At 35.6% G+C, this 20,609-nt stretch carries 26 protein-coding genes; 9 read left to right on the top strand and 17 right to left on the bottom strand.

Annotation, left to right across the window (positions count from 1 at the left end; genetic code table 11):
* Positions 1 to 38 precede the first annotated feature (38 nt).
* Positions 39 to 1,589, bottom strand: coding sequence for a glycine betaine uptake BCCT transporter (locus CD152_RS04050; RefSeq protein ID WP_101140607.1), 1,551 nt, complete (start codon positions 1,587 to 1,589; stop codon positions 39 to 41).
* Between the two features lie 147 nt (positions 1,590 to 1,736).
* Between CD152_RS04050 and CD152_RS04045 the strand changes: the two genes are divergently transcribed.
* Entirely contained in the window at positions 1,737 to 1,952 is a 216-nt protein-coding gene (locus tag CD152_RS04045; RefSeq protein ID WP_269669163.1) for an MscL family protein, read from the top strand.
* A 29-nt stretch (positions 1,953 to 1,981) separates the two neighbouring features.
* Here CD152_RS04045 and CD152_RS04040 read toward each other — a convergent pair whose 3' ends face one another.
* The 5 genes from CD152_RS04040 to CD152_RS04020 all read right to left on the bottom strand — a co-directional run bounded on the left by CD152_RS04040 (position 1,982) and on the right by CD152_RS04020 (position 7,350).
* A complete protein-coding gene (locus tag CD152_RS04040) occupies positions 1,982 to 2,605 on the bottom strand; it encodes an SCO family protein (protein WP_101140608.1) in 624 nt (207 codons plus the stop codon).
* Between the two features lie 92 nt (positions 2,606 to 2,697).
* Positions 2,698 to 5,724 (bottom strand): AAA family ATPase, encoded by a 3,027-nt coding sequence (locus tag CD152_RS04035; protein WP_103214430.1) that lies wholly within the window; start codon positions 5,722 to 5,724, stop codon positions 2,698 to 2,700.
* On the bottom strand, positions 5,711 to 6,829 hold the full coding sequence (locus CD152_RS04030; protein ID WP_101140610.1) for an exonuclease SbcCD subunit D: 1,119 nt from the start codon (positions 6,827 to 6,829) through the stop codon (positions 5,711 to 5,713). Before CD152_RS04030 ends, CD152_RS04035 begins: the two co-directional genes overlap by 14 nt.
* 78 nt (positions 6,830 to 6,907) lie before the next feature.
* Entirely contained in the window at positions 6,908 to 7,126 is a 219-nt protein-coding gene (locus tag CD152_RS04025; RefSeq protein ID WP_099483101.1) for a DUF2922 domain-containing protein, read from the bottom strand.
* Between the two features lie 23 nt (positions 7,127 to 7,149).
* A complete protein-coding gene (locus CD152_RS04020; protein ID WP_103214429.1) occupies positions 7,150 to 7,350 on the bottom strand; it encodes a DUF1659 domain-containing protein in 201 nt (66 codons plus the stop codon).
* Positions 7,351 to 7,443: 93 nt separating this feature from the next.
* Here CD152_RS04020 and CD152_RS04015 point away from each other — a divergent pair, with 93 nt between their 5' ends.
* A complete protein-coding gene (locus CD152_RS04015; protein ID WP_012656908.1) occupies positions 7,444 to 7,929 on the top strand; it encodes a DUF2621 domain-containing protein in 486 nt (161 codons plus the stop codon).
* A gap of 10 nt (positions 7,930 to 7,939) precedes the next feature.
* On the opposite strand, the gene CD152_RS04010 is transcribed toward CD152_RS04015, so the two are convergent.
* Positions 7,940 to 8,419 carry a CcdC family protein gene (locus CD152_RS04010; protein WP_101140682.1) on the bottom strand — a complete coding sequence of 160 codons (480 nt, stop codon included), beginning with the start codon at positions 8,417 to 8,419 and terminating at the stop codon, positions 7,940 to 7,942.
* A gap of 11 nt (positions 8,420 to 8,430) precedes the next feature.
* Positions 8,431 to 9,105 carry a cytochrome c biogenesis CcdA family protein gene (locus CD152_RS04005; RefSeq protein WP_086038654.1) on the bottom strand — a complete coding sequence of 225 codons (675 nt, stop codon included), beginning with the start codon at positions 9,103 to 9,105 and terminating at the stop codon, positions 8,431 to 8,433.
* 152 nt (positions 9,106 to 9,257) lie between these two features.
* Here CD152_RS04005 and CD152_RS04000 point away from each other — a divergent pair, with 152 nt between their 5' ends.
* Positions 9,258 to 9,707: a hypothetical protein gene (locus CD152_RS04000; RefSeq protein ID WP_101140611.1), complete on the top strand. Its 450-nt coding sequence runs from the start codon at positions 9,258 to 9,260 to the stop codon at positions 9,705 to 9,707.
* Between the two features lie 84 nt (positions 9,708 to 9,791).
* On the opposite strand, the gene CD152_RS03995 is transcribed toward CD152_RS04000, so the two are convergent.
* The 4 genes from CD152_RS03995 to CD152_RS03980 all read right to left on the bottom strand — a co-directional run bounded on the left by CD152_RS03995 (position 9,792) and on the right by CD152_RS03980 (position 12,676).
* The gene (locus tag CD152_RS03995; RefSeq protein WP_041635981.1) at positions 9,792 to 10,022 is read right to left on the bottom strand and encodes a YneF family protein; all 231 of its coding nucleotides are present in this window, start codon (positions 10,020 to 10,022) and stop codon (positions 9,792 to 9,794) included.
* Positions 10,023 to 10,124: 102 nt separating this feature from the next.
* The gene (gene tkt / locus CD152_RS03990; RefSeq protein ID WP_103214428.1) at positions 10,125 to 12,110 is read right to left on the bottom strand and encodes a transketolase; all 1,986 of its coding nucleotides are present in this window, start codon (positions 12,108 to 12,110) and stop codon (positions 10,125 to 10,127) included.
* A 23-nt stretch (positions 12,111 to 12,133) separates the two neighbouring features.
* Positions 12,134 to 12,370 carry a DUF896 domain-containing protein gene (locus CD152_RS03985; RefSeq protein ID WP_101140613.1) on the bottom strand — a complete coding sequence of 79 codons (237 nt, stop codon included), beginning with the start codon at positions 12,368 to 12,370 and terminating at the stop codon, positions 12,134 to 12,136.
* Between the two features lie 84 nt (positions 12,371 to 12,454).
* Positions 12,455 to 12,676, bottom strand: a complete 222-nt coding sequence (locus CD152_RS03980; protein WP_041635980.1) for a hypothetical protein — start codon at positions 12,674 to 12,676, stop codon at positions 12,455 to 12,457.
* A gap of 146 nt (positions 12,677 to 12,822) precedes the next feature.
* Here CD152_RS03980 and lexA point away from each other — a divergent pair, with 146 nt between their 5' ends.
* Together lexA and CD152_RS03970 are read left to right on the top strand one after the other, a co-directional pair.
* Positions 12,823 to 13,443 carry a transcriptional repressor LexA gene (gene lexA / locus CD152_RS03975; RefSeq protein WP_012656902.1) on the top strand — a complete coding sequence of 207 codons (621 nt, stop codon included), beginning with the start codon at positions 12,823 to 12,825 and terminating at the stop codon, positions 13,441 to 13,443.
* A 309-nt stretch (positions 13,444 to 13,752) separates the two neighbouring features.
* Positions 13,753 to 13,956: a PspC domain-containing protein gene (locus CD152_RS03970; RefSeq protein ID WP_197932708.1), complete on the top strand. Its 204-nt coding sequence runs from the start codon at positions 13,753 to 13,755 to the stop codon at positions 13,954 to 13,956.
* Positions 13,957 to 13,990: 34 nt separating this feature from the next.
* Here the strand turns inward: CD152_RS03970 and CD152_RS11820 are convergent, their stop codons facing one another.
* Positions 13,991 to 14,131, bottom strand: a complete 141-nt coding sequence (locus CD152_RS11820) for a hypothetical protein (protein ID WP_157819676.1) — start codon at positions 14,129 to 14,131, stop codon at positions 13,991 to 13,993.
* 123 nt (positions 14,132 to 14,254) lie between these two features.
* Here CD152_RS11820 and CD152_RS03965 point away from each other — a divergent pair, with 123 nt between their 5' ends.
* A complete protein-coding gene (locus CD152_RS03965) occupies positions 14,255 to 14,959 on the top strand; it encodes a ZinT family metal-binding protein (protein ID WP_232237468.1) in 705 nt (234 codons plus the stop codon).
* A 336-nt stretch (positions 14,960 to 15,295) separates the two neighbouring features.
* On the opposite strand, the gene CD152_RS03960 is transcribed toward CD152_RS03965, so the two are convergent.
* The 4 genes from CD152_RS03960 to CD152_RS03945 all read right to left on the bottom strand — a co-directional run bounded on the left by CD152_RS03960 (position 15,296) and on the right by CD152_RS03945 (position 17,430).
* Entirely contained in the window at positions 15,296 to 15,676 is a 381-nt protein-coding gene (locus tag CD152_RS03960; protein ID WP_012656901.1) for a VOC family protein, read from the bottom strand.
* Between the two features lie 8 nt (positions 15,677 to 15,684).
* Positions 15,685 to 16,098 carry a hypothetical protein gene (locus CD152_RS03955; protein WP_012656900.1) on the bottom strand — a complete coding sequence of 138 codons (414 nt, stop codon included), beginning with the start codon at positions 16,096 to 16,098 and terminating at the stop codon, positions 15,685 to 15,687.
* 119 nt (positions 16,099 to 16,217) lie between these two features.
* Positions 16,218 to 16,487: a 30S ribosomal protein S14 gene (gene rpsN / locus CD152_RS03950; protein ID WP_041635978.1), complete on the bottom strand. Its 270-nt coding sequence runs from the start codon at positions 16,485 to 16,487 to the stop codon at positions 16,218 to 16,220.
* A gap of 13 nt (positions 16,488 to 16,500) precedes the next feature.
* On the bottom strand, positions 16,501 to 17,430 hold the full coding sequence (locus CD152_RS03945; RefSeq protein WP_103214427.1) for a metal ABC transporter solute-binding protein, Zn/Mn family: 930 nt from the start codon (positions 17,428 to 17,430) through the stop codon (positions 16,501 to 16,503).
* A gap of 180 nt (positions 17,431 to 17,610) precedes the next feature.
* Here CD152_RS03945 and CD152_RS03940 point away from each other — a divergent pair, with 180 nt between their 5' ends.
* The 3 genes from CD152_RS03940 to CD152_RS03930 all read left to right on the top strand — a co-directional run bounded on the left by CD152_RS03940 (position 17,611) and on the right by CD152_RS03930 (position 20,596).
* A complete protein-coding gene (locus CD152_RS03940; protein WP_103214426.1) occupies positions 17,611 to 18,804 on the top strand; it encodes a GTP-binding protein in 1,194 nt (397 codons plus the stop codon).
* 28 nt (positions 18,805 to 18,832) lie between these two features.
* Complete coding sequence (rpmG, locus tag CD152_RS03935; protein WP_086042448.1) at positions 18,833 to 18,982, top strand: 50S ribosomal protein L33; 150 nt, start codon at positions 18,833 to 18,835, stop codon at positions 18,980 to 18,982.
* Between the two features lie 174 nt (positions 18,983 to 19,156).
* Positions 19,157 to 20,596 (top strand): amino acid permease, encoded by a 1,440-nt coding sequence (locus CD152_RS03930; protein ID WP_101140617.1) that lies wholly within the window; start codon positions 19,157 to 19,159, stop codon positions 20,594 to 20,596.
* The last annotated feature ends 13 nt before the right edge of the window (positions 20,597 to 20,609 follow it).

The following is a 20,609-nucleotide window of genomic DNA, read 5'->3' as shown; positions in this document are numbered from 1 at the left end:
CAATTCACAATTGATTTGTCGACAGGTATTTTAATATATTATTTTTGGTTATTTTGATTTTCTTGATATGATTTTCTGAATTTCTTATCAGGTTTTAAGGTCAGTCCTATTCTCATACGTTCTGCATTACCATCTTTATATAAAGATAACAGCATCAGAATAAGTACAAATGAAAATGGAAAAGCTGCGATAATCGCGGCACTTTGTAAAGCGCTCAGTCCACCTGCATATAAAAGCACTGCAGCAATAATTGACTGTGCCACACCCCATATTACTTTAATATAGTTTGCTGGTTCAAGTGACCCATTTGTAGATTGCATTCCTAGTACAAATGTTGCTGAATCTGCTGAAGTGATAAAGAAAGTACAAATTAATAGCAATGCCAATAATGATAATCCTATAGCCATAGGCATATGTTCAAATATTGCGAATAGCTGTGTTTCAACAGCAAGTTCACCAATTTCAGGGAACTTTTTAAATATCTGTATTCCACTTACACCAAACACACTAAACCAAAGTGTGCTGATAATTGTCGGAACGAGTAGTACACCGATTAAAAATTCACGAATAGTGCGTCCTTTAGAGACACGTGCTATGAATATTCCAACGAATGGACTCCAGCTCATCCACCAACCCCAGTAGTAGATTGTCCAGCTGTTCATCCACTCACGCTTCGACTCATCTAAAGGCGCAGCATCAAAACTCATAGACAAGAAGTTCTGTAATAAATTCCCTAGCGATGTTGAAAACATATTCATAATCAGCACTGTTGGACCTAAAAAGAGAACTGCAACCAATAATAATGTTGCGATCCCTATATTAATATTACTTAAAATCTGTATCCCTTTTGATAAGCCGCTCCATGCACTCATCAAGAATAATATAGTAACAATGACAATGATTATTAACTTTACATTAATTGTATTTGGTACATCAAATAAGAAATGTAAACCACCATTGATCTGCTGAGCACCCATTCCTAATGATACTGCAACCCCAACTACAGTTGCAAATACTGCAAGTACATCAATGATTGTTCCCAGAACACCATCTACTCTATCGCCGAGCAATGGTCTTAATGTCTTCGATAATAATCCCGCTTCCCCTTTCCTGAATTGAGCGTATGCAAGACCTAAAGCGACTATTCCGTATGTTGCCCATGCATGAAATCCCCAATGAAAGAACGTATAGCGAAATGCATCTTTCATCGCTTCATCTGACTGAGCATCAGCTGTCGGTGATTTTATAAAGTGGCTTAATGGTTCTGCAGCACCATAGAATACGAGTCCGATACCCATACCTGCGCTAAATAACATCGCAAACCAGGATATTGTACTAAATTCTGGTTTATCTGATGGTTTACCTAATTTTAGTTTACCGATAGGGCTAAGAATTAGAAACAAGCAGGCAAATACAAATACAGATGTAATCATTACATAATACCAACCGAAATATTTTGTAATAAATACATTAATCTGGCTCGTAACATCACCAAATCCTGATGGACTTATTACACCTAACAAAACAGTAATGATTACAAGTGATAACGCAATAAAAAATACAGGTGTCAATTTTTTTCCTGATGTCATAAAATACTCCTTCCGAATTAAAATTTTAAAAAACAGTTCTAAGTATAACAAACAATAATTAATTACACAAATAGAAACGTTTTTTCAAAATCTAATTTTTAAAGTAGGCAACTATAAATAATTTATGAAAATGAATTGATTTTTAAAATGTTACAATGTAAACTAAATCTAGCAGAAGGAATCAAATACGGTGTCTTCATTCAATCAATCGTGGATTTCTTAATCGTTGCAGGTGCAATCTTCTTATTCATTAAACTTATCAACAAGATTATGCGTAAGAGCGAAGTTGAAGAAGTTGAAGAAGCAGTCGAAGAGAATACCGTGCTATTAACTGAAATCAGAGACTTATTACGCTCCAAATAAAAAAACTTCACCATCATGGTGAAGTTTTTTTATTTTTTATACGGTCCTTCTTCAATCATCGTTTTAACGTCTTCCACAATTTCTGACTTCGGAAATTTTTTATCTCCAGTATCTTTTCCCGCATAATCTTTTATTATCATCCCATTTTGATCAACAAGATAAAACGATGTACCATGTGTAGCCTGTGAGTTATTGGCTGTAGGTGGAACTACGATAGTTTTGAAGTTCTCTTCTGCAAACTGTCTGATAAACTTCTCATCATACTGTGTCACAGCTTTCCAAATCCCTTTTGGAGGATTATGCTGATTGATATAGTCACTAAGTTTCTTTGGCGTATCTTTCTTAGGATCGACACTAAAGCTGATGATGCCATAATCATCATGACTGATGCCATCCTTCTCAAGCTGATCCACAACCTGACTCATATTATAAGTCATGGGTGGACAGACTGTTTCACAGTTAGTAAAGATAAAATCAACCAGCCATACTTTTCCTTTGAGATCTTTATTTGAAATTGACTTACCGGTTTCATCCGTTCCACTGAACTCAGTCATTGTATTGCCATATAAAGACTTTGGTTCTAATCTTGAATTACTGCACGCTGATACTACTAATGCTAAAAATAATATTAAGAGAACATTTAACTGCTTCATAGTAACCTCCTTATGTATCCATATAATACTATAGCAAACTTACTATCAATTAAAAGTCCATACTTCATATAAATTTGACATAGTTGTTACAATTACTTCAACTGAAATTCTGTATCGCTGTTAAAACCATCTGATTCAACCTTTAATATCGCAGGCATACTTTCCTGGAGTGATTGTACATGACTAATTATACCGATCAGTTTTCCGGTTTGCTGCAGTTCAATCAAGACTTCAATCGCTGTCTCAAGCGTGTCACTATCTAACGTTCCGAAGCCTTCATCAATGAACACTGACTCCAGATTGATTCCACCTGAAATCTGCATAACATAATCACTTAGGCCAAGCGCTAATGATAAAGAGGCGATAAATGTTTCACCGCCAGAAAGCGTTGTAATATCCCTCACATTATTTGTGTGATAATCAAAGACTTCAATTTCAAGCCCGCTTTTCTTTCTGGAGTGAACCTCCTTTTTCCTTACGAGCTTGTATCGGTTATGGGTCATCTGAAGTAACCTTTCATTAGCTAATAGAAGTATTTGTTCCAGATAGTATACGAGCACATAATTTTCGATCGATAGTTTTAAAGTGTTCTTTCCGTTCAGTACTTCGAAAAGTCTGATCTCAGAACCTATATCCTCCATCTGCTTGACATAACTGCTATGTAATACTTCCAGCTGCATTATGATATTGTTCATCAGCTTTAACTGACTACGTTCATCATTGATTGCTTGTTCAAACGCTTTTACTTTAGACGATAGCTCGGCGTATTCAGTTGTCAGCATTTCAATATCAGGAGCTTTTTCTCCGCCTATCAGATCCTCCAAAGACTTTATCGTATTTTCATGGAAATGCATATCTTTATAATAGCTTTCAACAGTAATCTGCAAAGCTTCTATTTCCTGCTCTATATCTTTATCCATATATTCATCCACTATTTTATCTGATATATGAAACGAATTTTTCGTTGATTCTAACTGGCTTAATAATTTTTCGTTATATATAAGATGCGTATTATACTTATCAACAATATTCTCTTTTGATCGAATTAGTTCTGAACAAGAGACTATCATTTCGTTTAGTTTATTCAGATGTCTATCATAATCTTTATAGAGATTCCTTTTCTCATCAAACTGAGCCTTGAATTCATCATAATTCTCAAAACCTGTGAATGATACAAATGTATGATATCTCTCTTTTTCATCATTGAGTTCAATTATTTTTTTCTCATTTGCATCGATAGCGTCTTTTAAGGAGATAATGGATGCTTTGTTATTTTTAAGTTCATTACTCAGGTCCTCGTACTCGTGATCGATATGATTTAAATGGTCATTGAGCGTTTCAAGTTTCTGCGTTAACATCTCTTGTTCATGAATAAGCAGTTCACCAGTATTTTGCATATCTTCATGTTTATAAGTAACTTTAAACTGCTCATATGCAAGTAACTTATCGGTGATTGCCTTCATCAATGCTTCAATCCACTCTATCTTAGTTGCATTGGCCTCTTGTTCACGTGACAACGTCATCCTTCTTTGTACAAGGTTATGGTATTCATGATGAACACCATCCGTTTTCTCGGTGACGATATGATTACACACCGGACAATTTTGACCTATTTTCAATTGTGCACGAATAGAGTCCACTGCATCAATATCCAGCAGATCATCTCCGAAATTAAAACGTTCGATAAGTGATTCACATGACAATAGTTCTTCTGTTAGCATGTCCTTATTTTCTTTAATCGCTTGCAATGCTTTATAATGTGAATCATATTCGTTGATCAATGAGATAATCGTTTCATTATCACGAATATGATTCTGAAGCTTCACCTTTTCTTCATATAATTTTGTCTTTTCTTGAATCAACGCTTCTAGGGAACTTTGAATGGTCTCATTTGCTTGATGTGTACTTGATAGCTTATCGCTCAATGCTGTCGTTTCATTTTTCAGTTCATTTAGCGTATTGACATCTTCTTCTAGACCTTGGTATTTTTCATCGACAAATCTTTCCTGTTCTATTAATTGATGATTGAGCCGCTTCATTTCTTCATCATCTTGCATAACTTCGTTTAATGCACTTTTCAGTTGCTGAAGCTTATTCTTATTTTCATTAATCTGTTGTTCTTCATCCTTTATTTGCTCTCTTAAATGCGCATCACCTTTCTTTAAGTCCTCCAGCTGACTGATACAGGAAAGGTAGGATTCGAACTGCACGAGTTGCTGAACCGTTTTTTGTGTATTCTCTATTTCTTCACGCTGTTCATATAACATTGCTAGCTGATGTTTATGCTGCTTGACAGATTGTATCTTATTATTTAATATCTCCGCCGCTTTCAAGGCGTCTCCTTTAAGCTTCAGTTCATTTGATTTATCATTTAATTCTGATACGTTCTGCGAAAAGACCTTTTGTGACGCTTCGTAATACAAGTTAGCTGTACGGATCTGTTCGTCGTAAGTAACCATATATGGCGGAAACCCGACACCGAGCTGCTGTATATGGAATTCGATCTCTTTTTCCTTCATTCTTATAGCATCGATTTTATCATCAACATTCTCCTTTAATCGCTTGACCATCAGCTCAAGATGCTTCGTATCGAACAATGTTCTTAATATCTCATTCTTGCTTTCGCTATCTGATACAAGAAAATTTTTGAATTCCCCTTGGGGCAGTATAAGGATTTGTCTAAACTGGTCTGCCTGCAGCTTGACGATATCTACAATCAGCTGGTTTGTCTCGGTCTTTTTATTGGTACTGATTAAACGCTTTTTATTCTCATCGATTTCATAAACTTCTAATCTAGAAGTGATCGGTGTCTTATTTCCTGCCTTTATGTGTGGTAGATTACGAATAATTAAAAATTGTTTATCTTTAATCGAAAATTGAAATTTAATCACCGTCTCATCTTCATCGTATGCATGTTTATTTCTCATTGCCTTATAGTTCCTGGAAGAAGTGGACGCCGTGCCATAAAGTGCATACATCATCGCATCAAAAATGGTAGTCTTTCCTGACCCTGTCTTACCACTAATAAGAAAAAGTGTATGGTTTTTCAGCTGCTTGAAGTCGATCGTTTTATTTTTAAATGGTCCAAAATGCTGAATCTCTAACTTAATCGGTCTCATCCATTAACCTACTTTCATTAATAAGCTGTTCTATTAATAACGTCTGTGTTTCATCCATCTTACTATCTGTCATATCTAGATAAAACTGTTTGACAAGTTCCAAATGTGAGAGCTGCTGTACTTCTCTTTGTTTATATTGAATATCCCTATTATTTATCATCGGCTTTAATTCTAATAGATACGGATATACTTGCTTAAGCTTGAACATTGGATCATTGATATGCTCCATGTCACTTAACTCAAGCTTTAAATATGAATTTCTATCTACAGCTAACTTCATTTTAATCGCATCTTCAAATGTTCCAGTAGCATATTCCAGATCTCTCGGGGGTGACAGTGTAATAAAGCTGACCTGTTGCTTTTTAAGATCAAAGATTCTGTAACCCTTTCTTTGATGCACTTCATCGAACGAATATTTCATGATACTCCCACTATAGAATACTTTTTCATCACGTATCGCATCTGGTGTATGAAGATGTCCGAGCATCACATAATCGAATGCATCAAAAAGATTTAGGGAGACATTCTCTATCGTACCGACGATAATCTCTCTTTCGGACTCAGTTGTCTTCCCTCCTGCGACAAATAGATGGCTCACTAAGATATTTGTTCTATCTTCATTGAGATGCTGTTCAATTTGTTCAATGATTCTCTTATATGTATCATGATGCGTGCGAATACTATCATCTTCAAAGTAGTGTCGTGCAACAACCGGCTCTACGTAAGGGACAAGATAGAAGTCAACTCCATCTATCGAGACCGGATTCAAAGCATCATCAATTGTAGTACCTATATGCATCCCATGCCCTTTATACCAAGCCTTACCATAGCCAAGACGTTCTGCACTATCATGATTACCGCTTATCAGCAATACGGGAATTTTCTGCACCTGGTTTACTTCATAGATAAAGGTTTCAAATACCTTCATTGCCTCCCTGGAAGGGATCGAACGATCATAGATATCTCCAGCAATCACTAATACATCAATCGATGCATCCACGATATCTTGAATCAACCTATTCAATAATATCGATTGCTCTTCTAATAAATTTTGCTGATTAATTGTCTTGCCAATATGCAAGTCACCTAAATGCATAATTTTCATGTGCTCACCTCATATATCATTATACTAAAAAACACACCTCGTTGCTGAGATGTGCTGATAATGACAGGGAGCTCATTATTATTTATTTTCAAATAAAATCTGTTCTGTACGATCAACTAGTTTTGCAGATTTGATCGACTTTAATGCACCTGAATTCGTCGTGATATAATTTTGACTGATTAAAGATTCCATTACTTGCAATACCTCTTCAGATGTCACCCCTTCTTTAGGTCTTATGATTGACATCGTATAATTCTTTCCGATTTCTGTAACAAAATTAAGCTGAAGTGTTTTCATCTCATATCTCCTTTCTTAGATTTTTATATTTCTTTCTTCTCAATCTTATTCACAAATACATAAACCTCACCGGTAAGCCTTGAAACTAATAGCGCAAAAGCACGTGCTTCTTCATCTGTGATGTTTAGAACAACCTGATTGAATCTGCGTGTTTTCATAATAGATTTACCTTCTTCGGTAACTTCTTTAACAAAAGCAAGCTCCAGAATAACATCCTTTATCATTGTTTCACCTCCTTTACGCTATATATATCGTCATATCTTTATTAGATAGACATTACATTTTCAGTTCTATATAATATGTGATGAGGTGATGACGTGAATGAATGGTTTATTATTTTAATTTTTTTATGGACAATACTCTTTATGGGGTTGCTTACTATCGGTGGGTTCTTCATGTTCAGGAAGTTTCTTAAGAGGCTGCCGAAAGATGATGGTAAAAGCGAACTGGACTGGCAGGAATACTATATCAATAAAGCCCTTCCATTATGGAATGACGATGCACGCAATCTTCTGAATGAACTTGTCAGTCCTGTACCAGATTTGTTCAGGCAAGTTGCTAAAGAAAGAATCGCCGGACGAATTTCGAAGATTGCACTTGATGAAGGTGCAGAAGATATTGAACTCGATCATATCTTAAGAGGATACATTATTGCGACACCAAAACGTGATCATCCTTTTATGAAGAAAAAACTCAATCAATTGAATATCGACTATACGCCGTATGAGCATTATTTTAAATATGCAGATGATGAAAAGCAGAAGTTCTCAATCTTCGAGCATTCTGAAATCGCAAAAAAATAACAGCAGTGAGCTAATGCTCACTGCTGCTATTTATTGTACGCGCAATTTTCACATACTTTCTATACATCGCAATACGCCATGGGACTATCATACTGAAAGCTAGCAGGAAGAACATTCCTGCTAGCTGCCCCGGATGTATTGAACTGCTCAGGAAAAATTTCATTGCTGAGCGGATGACAAGAAGGGATATGAGAATCAAAGGAAATAATCTAGAGCGTTTCATGTATATCTGCTGGTCTTTCACTTCAAAATTTGATGTAAAAATTAAAAATATGGAAAAAAACATCCCTACAACTACAGCTTCTATTATCTCCATAGTTGTCAATCTAAAATAGGGAAATATGTACATAAGTGCACCTGTAGACATAAAAAATGGTGGTAAAATAATCTTCTTAACATTCGTCGGATAATTCTGTGCTTTCATCCTGACAACAATAACAGCCATACCCATAAATAATGCAACAAGCATAGAAACGATAAAATACATGATTTGACCTACTTTCAACTAAAGTACTGATTGATTACCGTCAGCTTATCAAAGAATAGCAATAAGCCCATGATTATCATTATAACCCCTCCAACTTTAGTTAACAACTGACTATATTTCTTTAATATATTAATTTTAGTTATAAAAAATGTCAGCAGGAAAAATGGAATACAGAACCCTAATACATACATGGTCATGTAAACGAGTGCTAATGATTGATTCACAGCTGCCATAGAAAAAATAACTCCAATAATCGGTCCCATACAAGGGGTCCAGCCAGCAGCGAATGCAATACCTACTAGAAATGACCCTAAAAATCCTGCTGGTTTATTTTTAAATTCGAATTTATGATCTTTCATCAATAACTTCGGATTAAAAATACCTAAGATTATCAAGCCGAAAATTATACAGAGCAGTCCACCGAGCATTCGTATTGTATTATCATATGACAGTAAAAAGTCCGAAAACATCCCGATACCGACACCTAGAGAGATATAGACGACAGAAAAACCTAGTAAAAAGAATATCGTATGTAACAGGGCATTCCGATTCAGTTTCGAATCTTGCAGATCATTATAGCCAACACCTGTTATATAAGATAAGAATGCTGGATATATCGGCAAGACACATGGAGATACAAAACTTAATAAACCTGCACCAAATGCCACCGCAATCGTAATATCATTCACCTAAAAAAACCTCCATTCACTTCTATTTTAGCAAATATTCATTTCAAATTAAGATGTGCTTTATGACTTAAATGTGACAAAAAGCGGATGAAATATGATTATCTATAGAATAAAATATGATATATTTATATAAATGACAAGGAGGAAATAGAATGAAAAAGCAGATATTAACAACTATCATTCTGATGGGTCTAGTCAGTTTAGCTGCCTGTAATAAAGAGAGTCCCCCAGAGATTACAACTTCAGTTAGTGATGAACCTTCTGAAGAGATATTGCATAAACATAAAGTAAAGCCTGATAATAATTTAACTGAAAATGCAGCGAAAAAAATTGAAACTGCAAAGCAAAGCGTAAAATCTACCCGAGCGGCTGTTGAATCCGAACCTATCACTGCAGAAGTGCCAGTCATTGAAACACCTGTACAAGAAGCACCTATAGAACAACTTCCGGAACAGACATATCCAGCTGAACAGCAGCCAGTTACTCAGGAACCACCAACAGAACAAGCAACTGATATTCCTGTTACTGAAGAAGTAGCAGCGCTTGAGGCAACAGATTCTGCTGAGATAACTCCTGCTGAAACTACAGAACCAGTCCAATAAATGATATATACATTAAGACACCAAGACCCGTTAATGATTCATATAGTCATTCACGGGTCTTGGCGTCTTAATAGAGACCTTTATTTATTTAAGATTCTGATTCATATTTCTATTCATCATCTGCATCATTTGATTAATTTTCTTTTGAGATGGTTTCTGACCCATTTGCATCATCATCATACGAAGCATTTCCTCATTGATCGGTGGATTCTTCTTTAAGTAATCCATCATATATTTTCTTGCCAGGAAGAATCCTAAAGCAGCTCCTGCTGCTAATGCAAGTAGTACAATCAATATCCAAATCCAAGTAGCCATTTGTTCACCCACTTTCTTATACCATTAAAATTTTACTAAAAACAAACTTTTTTTTCAATATGTTTTCAATAAATAATAAAAGGCTGTTAAACAGCCTTTTATTTACTTCATATTCAAAATGTTATTTACAACATTTTCTACAGTGAATCCATATTTCTCCATTACTAATTCACCAGGTGCGCTTGCACCGAACTTATCAATACCAATTACAAGTCCATCCAGACCAACGTATTTATACCAGCTGTCAGAAGCAGCCATTTCAATTGCCACACGCTGCTTAATTGAAGATGGTAATACTTCTTCTTTGTATGCTTTGTCTTGTGCATCAAATTTCTGAGTGTTCGGCATTGATACCACTTGAACACCTTTACCTTGATTTTCTAATACTTTTGCTGCATCAATCGCTAAATTCACTTCTGAACCAGTTGCAACTATTAATATCTCTGGATGCTCAGATTGATAAACAACATAGCCACCACGTGCAACACCCGCTTCTAATTTATCCTGTTCAATATCAATCGCTGTTAGGTTCTGACGCGTAAGGACAAGTGCAGTCGGTGCATCAGTTGATTCAAGCGCAATTTTCCAGGCGGTACGGCTTTCATTACCATCTGCCGGACGAATTACATTTAAGTTCGGAATCGCACGCAAACCAGCCAGCTGCTCGATCGGTTCATGTGTCGGGCCGTCTTCACCTACTGCTATTGAGTCATGTGTAAATACATATGTGACCGGTAAGCCCATTAACGCTGATAATCTTACTGCCGGCTTCAAATAGTCACTAAACACAAAGAATGTTGCACCGTATACTTTAAGTCCTCCGTGAGCAGCCATACCATTTAAAGCAGCACCCATTGCAAACTCTCTGACACCAAACCAGACATTCTTTCCTTCAGGCGTTTCAGCCGAAAAGTCTCCTGTATCCTTAACATTTGACTTATTAGAAGATGCTAAATCTGCAGATCCTCCAAAGAATGAAGGAACTGTTTTTGCGATTGCCTGGATCATATCACCACTGGTTGCACGGGTAGCAGCTGATGTACCGGCCTCATATACCGGTAACGCTTCCGCATAATCAGAATTTAATTCCCCAGCTATTGCTTGTTTAAGCTGTTGTGCTAGTTCAGTATTTTCTTTTTCTAATTGTGCAAATTTCTCATTCCATAACTGCTCTTTTTCATTTGCACGTTTCAGCATCGTCTGCTGGAATATTTCATATACAGCTGGATCTACATGGAATTTCTTATCTGCATCTAAACCGTATGCTTCAAATACAAGCTTACGCTCATCTCCTCCTAATGGAGCCCCGTGGATACCATTCGTTCCTTGCTTATTCGGAGAACCATAACCGATAATAGTCTTAACTTCAATGATCGTAGGTCTATCACTTGATTTTGCTACTGAAATGGCTTTATCAATGGCTTCCATATCATTACCATCCGACACTAAAATATGTTCCCAGCCATAGCTTTCGAAACGCCCTTTAACATCTTCAGAGAATGCTTTATTCAGCTCTCCATCTAAAGAGATATCATTCGAATCATATAAAGCGATTAATTTATTAAGTTTTAAGTGACCTGCAAGACTTGCAGCTTCGTGCGATATGCCTTCCATCAAGTCTCCATCTGAAACTAATGCATACGTATAATGATTAATAATATCTGACTGCTGATTGAAGCTTGCAGCGAGATGCTTTTCTGCCATCGCCATGCCGACACTCATCGCAAATCCTTGACCTAGTGGTCCTGTTGTGATTTCTACACCTTTAGTATGACGGTACTCCGGATGCCCTGGAGTTTTAGAGTCCCATTGTCTAAACTGCTTAAGCTCCTCTATTTCGAGCCCACCAGAAACATGCAGCAATGAATATAACAGAGCTGAACCGTGTCCTGCTGATAGTACAAATCGATCTCTATCGAAGAAATGATGTGATGACGGATTGAAATTAAGATGACGTGTCCATAAAGTGTAAGCCATAGGTGCCGCACCCATAGGTAACCCCGGATGGCCTGAATTCGCTTCCTCAATCTGATCGATACTTAAAGCTCTAATACTATCTACTGCCAATTGATCTTTTTCATTAAACATATAAATGCTCCTATCTACAAAATTTATTTTCTGATATTATTTAATCTCTGAATTTCTTTCACCTTGTCAGGTGTCACATCATTACCTTCAGGGTCGATGACGGTCGTGTTCTCTATCGTTTTCTTGAAAGATTGTCTGAAGGACTGTAAATATTCTTTACGTAGTAAAGTCTGTTCTTTACCTTCTTGGTCCGTAAGACCTGTCGTCTTTTTCTTCTGAGCTAATTCATTAATTCTCTTCATCTTATTTTCATCTAACATAACTCTCATTCCTTTCATTATAAAGATACCAAAAAATACGAGTGAAACCAACTGGCTACACTCGTAATACATTAATTATTTAAATTAATTTACAACACCTAGCACTTCACCATTCGAAACAGGATCATGATAAGAATCCGAATGCGGTAATCTGCTATTATCTTGTTCCCCAATCTGTTCGGTAAATCCAGGTGCTTCATTATAATAAATAGCTTGCGATTGTTCTATATAAAGTACTGAAAAAAGTGTAATCATTAAAAATAAGATACAATATAAAATAAATTCCTTAGAAATTCTAATGGTCATATCAAATTCCTCCTAGAACATTTGTTTGTATTCACACTTTATCAGAACGTGTGTTCTATGTCAATAAAAATACGAACAAATGTTTGTTACATGCGAACGTGTATGCTATAATACGGATAACACCACATATAAGGAGTGTTTACAAAATGAGAGAACTCACTAAAAGACAAGAAGAGATATATGAATATTTAAAACATATTGTATCAACTAAAGGATATCCACCGAGTGTAAGAGAGATTGGAGAAGCTGTTGGACTTGCCTCAAGTTCGACTGTACACGGTCATCTTTCTCGTCTGGAGGAAAAAGGCTATATTAAACGCGATCCAACGAAGCCCCGTGCTATTGAGATTATGCACGGTGAAAATTCACAAGATTATTCTGAGGCTACAATTCATGTACCTGTTATCGGAAAGGTTACTGCAGGTGTCCCGATTACTGCAATCGAAAATGTTGAAGAATACTTTCCATTGCCTGCGCACTTCACTTCTAGCCATAACAGTGACATATTTATTTTAGAAGTCGTTGGGGAAAGTATGATTGAAGCGGGCATTCTGGATAGAGATAAAGTAATTGTAAGAAGACAGTCCATCGCAGAAAATGGAGACATCATCGTGGCGATGACAGATGAAGATGAAGCGACAGTTAAACGCTTTTTTAAAGAAAATAATCGCTATCGTCTCCAACCTGAGAACCTGACAATGGAACCACTTTACCTTGATTCAGTCACTGTTCTTGGTAAAGTTGTAGGGTTATTCAGAGAGTTTTAATATCGTTTCCTGATATAGCCTTTCGCAATTATTTATATCGTCATCATAGAACCCGGGCAAATTAGAATAGCTTTATTCTAATTTGCCCGGGTTCTATTATATTATTTATTAGCTGTAAGTTATTTACCTAAGATTGTTTTTACCTGTTCCAGTATGTCTTTTACATTTTTCTTATCTGTTGTTTCCATTATACTATCCCCTTTAACATTATATTATGTTATACCCTTAAAAATATCTGTTAAACATAATAGTAAATCATTGGAAAATCCTGTATTCATTTGTTATATTTAAAAAAAGGAGTGATAGATAATGGAAAGACGTCTTGCAAGATCAACAACAGACCGTTATGTAGCCGGTGTTCTTGGTGGCATCAGTGAATATTTTAATATTGATTCAACAGTCGTTAGAGTGTTATTCATTTTAATCTCATTTTTAACAGCCAATATACCTACCTTTACAATCTATATCTTACTTGCCTTATTTATGCCAAAAGATGCAGATATTATGGACTAATGATTAAAATAGAGCTGGAAGCCTGCAACCAGCTCTATTTTTTTCTGTTTGAAAATCCAAATAAAGCTAATCCACCAATCAGTAGCAGAAGCGTCACTTGATCATTCATTATTTGAAATCCATATCTTAAGACAAATAATAACAGTACATAGCTAAAGATCAAAGTTAATTTCATAAAGTTAAATCCCACTTTCAATATATTTTAAACTATTCTACCATAAATTTAAAATTTACCATTGACGAATCATGGAGGTTGAAGTAATATTTAAATCGTAATAATTACGATTGGAGAATGCGTATGAAAACACAATTGATTATCGGTACAACTGTCTCACTTGCTATATTGCTCACTGGATGTAGTGACACCACTGAAGAAAAAGCAGCAGTAAAAAAAGAACAGAAGATTGAACATCATAAAGACAAACAGGTACATAGTCACAAACATGAACATCATCTGACAGATTCAGACAAAAAAATCTACGAAGGGTATTTTGAAGATGCCGCTGTAAAAGACAGGCGGTTAACAGACTGGGAAGGTAACTGGCAGTCTGTGTATCCCTTCTTAAAAGATGGATCTCTTGATAAAGTATTCGAACATAAAGCGGAAAATCAGAATAAATCGAAGAAAGAAATAAAGGAATACTATAATAAAGGATACGAAACTGATGTCGCTCATATCAAAATTGGTAAAAAAGATATCATCTTTACAAAACAAAATAAAAAATATCGTGCTAAGTATGAATATGATGGCAAAGAGATTCTGACTTATGAAAAAGGAAATCGCGGTGTTAGATACATATTCAAAAAAGTATCTGGAGATAATGAGGCGCCCAACTATGTGCAGTTCAGCGATCATATCATCACTCCTGAACGTGCACTTCATTTCCATATCTATATGGGGGATGACCGTAAGGCGCTCCTAAAAGAACTTGAAAACTGGCCAACATACTATCCTGATGACCTATCTGCTAAAGAAATACAAGAAGAAATGCTGGCCCATTAAAAAGAAGAGAGGATGACGAGAAATTAATATTCCCTGTCATCTTCTCTTCTTTTTAATCGTATTTAACCGTTATCAAAGTCTATTATATCCATATATTGAAGGTATGCATAAGCAATATTATTGCCGTCAACAATACAAATAATCCAGTATAGAGCATTCGCCTCTTTATATGTCCAATCAGCATACTCATGTATAAACCAAGAAGTGTAAGAACATATAGCAGCAGGCGGACATAGAGATTAATCTGTCCCCTTCCGTGTATCGAAGGAAGAAAATATAACAGCAGGATACTTGCGGTAAAAATTAATATTACAATTTTCTTATACATAAATTACCTCACATTACCATCACATTGAAATAATGACCATCAAGATCCGTGAATATAAACCCATAATAACCATTTTTTACAGTAGGTTTACTTACTGCATGTCCGCCCGACTGAACAATACGTTCATACAACTCATCGACATTGTGTTTTTCAGGCAGATCAAAGGAAAGGATAATCTCAGGGTGATCAGCGTAACCTTTTAATGGTGTCTGCATAAATTGTTCAAGTATATCCTGCTTAAATATACATATCGTATTATCACCAATTTTAAAGGCACCTAATGTTTCATTGTTACTTCGTTCATCAATGATTTCAAATCCGATATTACGATAAAAGTTTAGAGCACGTTCAACATCAGTAACAGCAAAATTTAACCAGTAACTTTTCATAATATCTCCTAATGTAGATTGATTAAGGGCACACTTGATTTTATCACTTGATTGGATATAATCAGCTGTTTTAATTCATCAGCGATATCAAGCTGATCGAGGTAATCAAAATCAAGCCAGGCATATGGATGTCTTACTTTAAATTCAGATTGATTGCGTGTATTGAAAACAAAAGCAGTATCATTAACCATCGTCTCAAAAATCAATCCTTTAAACGGCTTTTTCTCCTCAACAACAAACAAGATACCTCCCACTTTGATTTCTTTGTCTAACTTACGCGCAAATTGCTCAGCAGTCTGTTTAATTGTATATTGACCTTTTTTTACGACACCTGGTAATTTCATTCGCTTGTTGCCATTGTCTTGAATCAATATTTTATCTTCAGTCGTGATTAAAAGTGATGCAGTTATTTTTTCTTTCATGATTTACTCCTAGATCATAATTTCATTTTATTATATCAAACATATGACATAATAAAAATTATAACATAAAAATAAGGTTAAGACTTTTTATGGCCTTAACCTTTCTAATTAAGCATGTACTACCAGCTCGATTTTTTTATACCAGGTAGCTGTCCTTTATGCGCAAGTTCTCTTAGTGCGATACGTGAAAGTCCGAATTTACGATAAACGCCTCGCGGTCTTCCTGTAATATGACATCTGTTCGTAAGTCTTGAAGGTGATGAATCTCTTGGTAACTTGCTTAAACCGACGTAATCTCCAGCAGCTTTCAACGCTGCTCTTTGTTCTCTATATTGTTCTACCAGCTGCTGCCTTTTTAGTTCTTTTGCTATTTTTGATTTTTTAGCCAAAATATCGCTCCTCCTATTTATTTAAAGCTTCATCAATAGCTTTAATATTATCTTCCATTAATTGCTGATACGTAATATTTCCTTTATCGTCTTTTGTTAATACAGCCATATTATGAAACCTTACCGTTTTTGCATTCGTTTTATTCTTAATAATATCTGTCGTTTTGGATGGTATATTCTGCTCATATAAAATCACTGATGCTTTAGACTTATCAATATTATTAATCATATTGATAATATCACTTTGGGAAGGTTCTTCATTGTTCATACCAGATACACCTTCTTGCATAAATCCATAGCGGTGTGCAAGATATCCTAATGAGTCATGAGAGATATATACCGTATCATGTTTTTTATTCTTCGTAATATCTTTCAGCTTGTTATCAATACCGTCAAGATCTTTGATCAGGTTGTTATAGTTCTCTTCATAGTCCTTCTTATGCTTTTTATCTTTCGCAACGAGCTCATCTTTTATCGTCTTTGCAAAAGATTTATTAAACACTGGGTCTAGCCATATATGCGGGTCATGTACGCCATGATTATGATCTTCATGTTCATCACCATGTTCATGTGATTCACTGGCAAGCAAATCAGATTCTTTGATTTCATCTACTAATGACATGACTTTAGTTTTATCTTTTGCAATATTAGCAATCTTAGCACCAACCGGGTCCAAGTCTTTACCTGAATAGATAAAGATATCAGATTTCGCTACACGTAAAGAATCTTTTTGTGTAGGCTCAAAGGTATGGATATCGATTCCTTTCGGATAAATTGATTGCACTTCAACGTGCGACCCACCAATTTGCTCAATAATACTCTTATATGGAAATACTGTCGTATAGACCTTTAGTTTCCCCTCCTTTTGAACTGTATCTACCGAACCACAAGCCGACAGCAGCATCACTACCAATACCACTAACAGTGAAAAATACTTCTTCATTTCGTCATCTCCTATTTCGTAATCGTTACGTTTTAATATTCTATACTTCTTTTTTTACAAATGCAATAGATAAAAGGAAGATTATTGGAAGAATTATCTTTTTGATTTTTTTGCTTTACAAATAGTCATAAAAGCGATAACATGTTAAAACGTAATGATTACGAATTGGAGGTTATACATTTGAAAGTCCCTATTACCGTGTTAAGCGGCTTTCTAGGAAGCGGTAAAACAACATTACTTAATCATATATTGATGAATAGTGAAGACAAACGTGTTGGTGTCATCGTAAATGACATGAGCGAGATTAATGTTGATGCTGACCTAGTAAATATGTCACGTACCGATGAAAAGATGATACAGTTACAAAATGGTTGTATATGTTGCACGTTACGAGAAGATTTGCTGATTGAAATTAATAAGCTCATTACAACTTCGGAACTAGATTATATTGTTATTGAATCTACTGGCATCTCTGAACCACTACCGGTTGCACAAACATTAACGTTGGAGGACGAAGTGCTTGGTATTAATTTAGATGACAAGACGATATTAGATACGATGGTTACAGTTGTTGATGCGAACAGATTCTGGGATGACTATGCATCTGGCGAATCACTGCTTGAACGCCAGATGGCAAATGACGAGCATGATACACGTGAAGTCATTGACTTATTAATCGATCAAATTGAATTTGCAAATGTTATTCTATTAAATAAAACGGATTTAGTGCATGAGGAAGATGTTAAGGAACTACGTGCGTTAATCCATCAGTTAAATCCAGATGCACATATTTATGAAACCGATCACTCAAAAATCGACATGGATAAAATTTTAAACACGAAGTTATTTGACTTTGAAAAAGCATCTCAAAGTGCCGGATGGTTAAAAGAATTAAATAACGAGCATACACCGGAAACTGAAGAATATGGTATCGGCTCATTTGTATATAGAAGAAAGCGCCCTTTCCATCCTGAACGTTTTATGCATTTTCTTGAAAGCTTCTCACTTGATGTTATTCGTTCTAAAGGATTCTTCTGGCTCGCATCCCGTAATGATATGTGCGGATTAATCAGCCAGGCAGGTAACTCGATGCAGATTCAAGGTGCTGGTGAATGGATTGCAACGTTAAGTGCGGATGAGATAGCTCTGGAAATGATAGAAGACCCTTCGCTTAAGGAGAGATGGGATGCATTCGGTGATCGTCAGACAGAGATCGTCTTCATCGGAATCGAAATGGATCAACAGCAAATCACAACTAATCTTGATAGCTGTTTATTAACAGACGAAGAAATGAAGATGGACTGGACAACATTTAATGATCCCCTGCCTCAGTTTACGGTAACAGAAACGGATCCTGATATTATATTAGATTAAAACAAATAAATTTATAGGAGTGAACAAAATGAGAGTAAATATTACTTTAGCTTGTACAGAATGTGGCGATAGAAACTATATCACGAAGAAAAATAAAAGAAATAATCCTGAGCGTATTGAATTGATGAAATACTGTCCTAGATTAAAAAAATACACTTTACACCGTGAGACAAAATAATAATTATTAAAAATTTCTCTGGACTATGAGCGTTAACACTTATTTTCATAGTCCAGTTTTATTTGCATTTATACTTTAACGTTTAAAAGCATAGACGCATTAAAACTTTTTCTTGATAAATTTTCTTAATTATCTTACAATAGGATTTATATTTTTATAAAGAAAGGTGATTATATGGAACATAAGAAGATGGATAGAGATTTAAAGACCCGCCATATTTCAATGATAGCGATTGGAGGTTCAATCGGTACTGGTTTATTTATGGCAAGCGGTGCAGTAGTTGCACAAGCTGGACCAGGTGGTGCATTACTTGCGTATGCTGTTATCGGAATTATGATTTACTTTTTAATGACAGCACTTGGAGAACTCGCAACATTTTATCCGGTTTCTGGTGCATTTAACGCTTATGCAACACGTTTTATCGATCCAGCTGCCGGGTTTACAGTTGGTTGGTTTTACTGGATTATTTGGAGTTTAGTTACAAGTGTCGATATATTATCTGCTGCTAAAGTACTAGGTTACTGGGAGCTGTTCGGTGGCATTCATCCTTTTATATGGAGTCTTATTTTTCTGGCATTGATATTCATGTTGAATGCATTTTCTGTTAAATCTTATGGAGAAGCTGAATACTGGTTCAGTATTATTAAGGTAGCAACCATCTTCTTATTTTTAATTATGGGGTTATTGCTTATTTTTGGAATTATTGGTGGTGAGCCTATTGGATTTAAAAACTTTACGGTTGGTGATGCCCCTTTCCATAATGGTATTTTTGGATTGCTCGGTGTCTTAATCGTCGCTGGTTTCTCATTTGGTGGAACTGAAGTCGTAGCTGTTACAGCAGGTGAATCTAAGAATCCAAGTGAATCTATGCCAAAAGCAATCAAGCAAGTCTTCTGGCGAATTTTATTGTTCTATATCGGTTCTATATTTATTATTGCTTGTATTATCCCATATACAGATCCTCAGCTCATTAATGAGAATAGCGATGTGTCCATGAGTCCATTTACCATCGTATTCGATAAAGTAGGCATCCTCTTTGCTGCTTCTGTAATGAATGCAGTGATATTGACTGCTGTGCTTAGTGCAGGTAACTCTGGATTGTACGCAACGAGCAGACTATTATTATCATTAAGTCAGGATAATAAAGCGCCAAAGTTTCTTGGAAAACTAAATAAAAATAATATGCCATTCAATGCATTACTAGTAACGACAGGCTTCGTTATACTCACATTGATCTATGCAAATATTAATGCAGGAGGTTATTTCAAACTATTAAACATGGTTGGATCGCTTATTCTAATCGTATGGCTTATCAGTATAATAAGTCATATGCGTTTAAGATATGCCATCAAGAAACAAAACAAAGATATTAATAAATTACTCGCATATAAAGCACCACTCTTCCCATTAGGACCAGTCATCGTAATTTGTACTATCATCTTCCTGTTAGTCGGGCAATCGTTCGGTGATATTAAAGCAATGAACATAATTAAAGTGATAGAATCTTATATCCCGATTGTTATAGCAATCATTTCTTATTTTGGATATAAATTAGTTAAACGCACAAAAATCATTAAACTTGAAGATATTAATCTTGAAAAGCATACGCTATAAGACAACAACCCTA

Origin of the sequence: Macrococcoides caseolyticum, from assembly GCF_002902665.1 — a bacterium.
In the GTDB taxonomy this organism is placed as follows: domain Bacteria; phylum Bacillota; class Bacilli; order Staphylococcales; family Staphylococcaceae; genus Macrococcoides; species Macrococcoides caseolyticum.
This window is presented reverse-complemented; position numbering and strand designations above follow the sequence as displayed.

Excerpts from the sequence above, each read along its gene's own strand:
- CD152_RS04050 (WP_101140607.1), bottom strand. The coding sequence starts at position 1,589 with ATGACATCAGGAAAAAAATTGACACCTGTATTTTTTATTGCGTTATCA.
- CD152_RS04045 (WP_269669163.1), top strand. The coding sequence starts at position 1,737 with ATGTTACAATGTAAACTAAATCTAGCAGAAGGAATCAAATACGGTGTC.
- CD152_RS04040 (WP_101140608.1), bottom strand. The coding sequence starts at position 2,605 with ATGAAGCAGTTAAATGTTCTCTTAATATTATTTTTAGCATTAGTAGTA.
- CD152_RS04035 (WP_103214430.1), bottom strand. The coding sequence starts at position 5,724 with ATGAGACCGATTAAGTTAGAGATTCAGCATTTTGGACCATTTAAAAAT.
- CD152_RS04030 (WP_101140610.1), bottom strand. The coding sequence starts at position 6,829 with ATGAAAATTATGCATTTAGGTGACTTGCATATTGGCAAGACAATTAAT.
- CD152_RS04025 (WP_099483101.1), bottom strand. The coding sequence starts at position 7,126 with ATGAAAACACTTCAGCTTAATTTTGTTACAGAAATCGGAAAGAATTAT.
- CD152_RS04020 (WP_103214429.1), bottom strand. The coding sequence starts at position 7,350 with ATGATAAAGGATGTTATTCTGGAGCTTGCTTTTGTTAAAGAAGTTACC.
- CD152_RS04000 (WP_101140611.1), top strand. The coding sequence starts at position 9,258 with ATGAAAAAGCAGATATTAACAACTATCATTCTGATGGGTCTAGTCAGT.
- CD152_RS03995 (WP_041635981.1), bottom strand. The coding sequence starts at position 10,022 with ATGGCTACTTGGATTTGGATATTGATTGTACTACTTGCATTAGCAGCA.
- tkt (WP_103214428.1), bottom strand. The coding sequence starts at position 12,110 with ATGTTTAATGAAAAAGATCAATTGGCAGTAGATAGTATTAGAGCTTTA.
- CD152_RS03985 (WP_101140613.1), bottom strand. The coding sequence starts at position 12,370 with ATGTTAGATGAAAATAAGATGAAGAGAATTAATGAATTAGCTCAGAAG.
- CD152_RS03980 (WP_041635980.1), bottom strand. The coding sequence starts at position 12,676 with ATGACCATTAGAATTTCTAAGGAATTTATTTTATATTGTATCTTATTT.
- lexA (WP_012656902.1), top strand. The coding sequence starts at position 12,823 with ATGAGAGAACTCACTAAAAGACAAGAAGAGATATATGAATATTTAAAA.
- CD152_RS03970 (WP_197932708.1), top strand. The coding sequence starts at position 13,753 with ATGGAAAGACGTCTTGCAAGATCAACAACAGACCGTTATGTAGCCGGT.
- CD152_RS11820 (WP_157819676.1), bottom strand. The coding sequence starts at position 14,131 with ATGAAATTAACTTTGATCTTTAGCTATGTACTGTTATTATTTGTCTTA.
- CD152_RS03965 (WP_232237468.1), top strand. The coding sequence starts at position 14,255 with ATGAAAACACAATTGATTATCGGTACAACTGTCTCACTTGCTATATTG.
- CD152_RS03960 (WP_012656901.1), bottom strand. The coding sequence starts at position 15,676 with ATGAAAAGTTACTGGTTAAATTTTGCTGTTACTGATGTTGAACGTGCT.
- CD152_RS03955 (WP_012656900.1), bottom strand. The coding sequence starts at position 16,098 with ATGAAAGAAAAAATAACTGCATCACTTTTAATCACGACTGAAGATAAA.
- CD152_RS03945 (WP_103214427.1), bottom strand. The coding sequence starts at position 17,430 with ATGAAGAAGTATTTTTCACTGTTAGTGGTATTGGTAGTGATGCTGCTG.
- rpmG (WP_086042448.1), top strand. The coding sequence starts at position 18,833 with ATGAGAGTAAATATTACTTTAGCTTGTACAGAATGTGGCGATAGAAAC.
- CD152_RS03930 (WP_101140617.1), top strand. The coding sequence starts at position 19,157 with ATGGAACATAAGAAGATGGATAGAGATTTAAAGACCCGCCATATTTCA.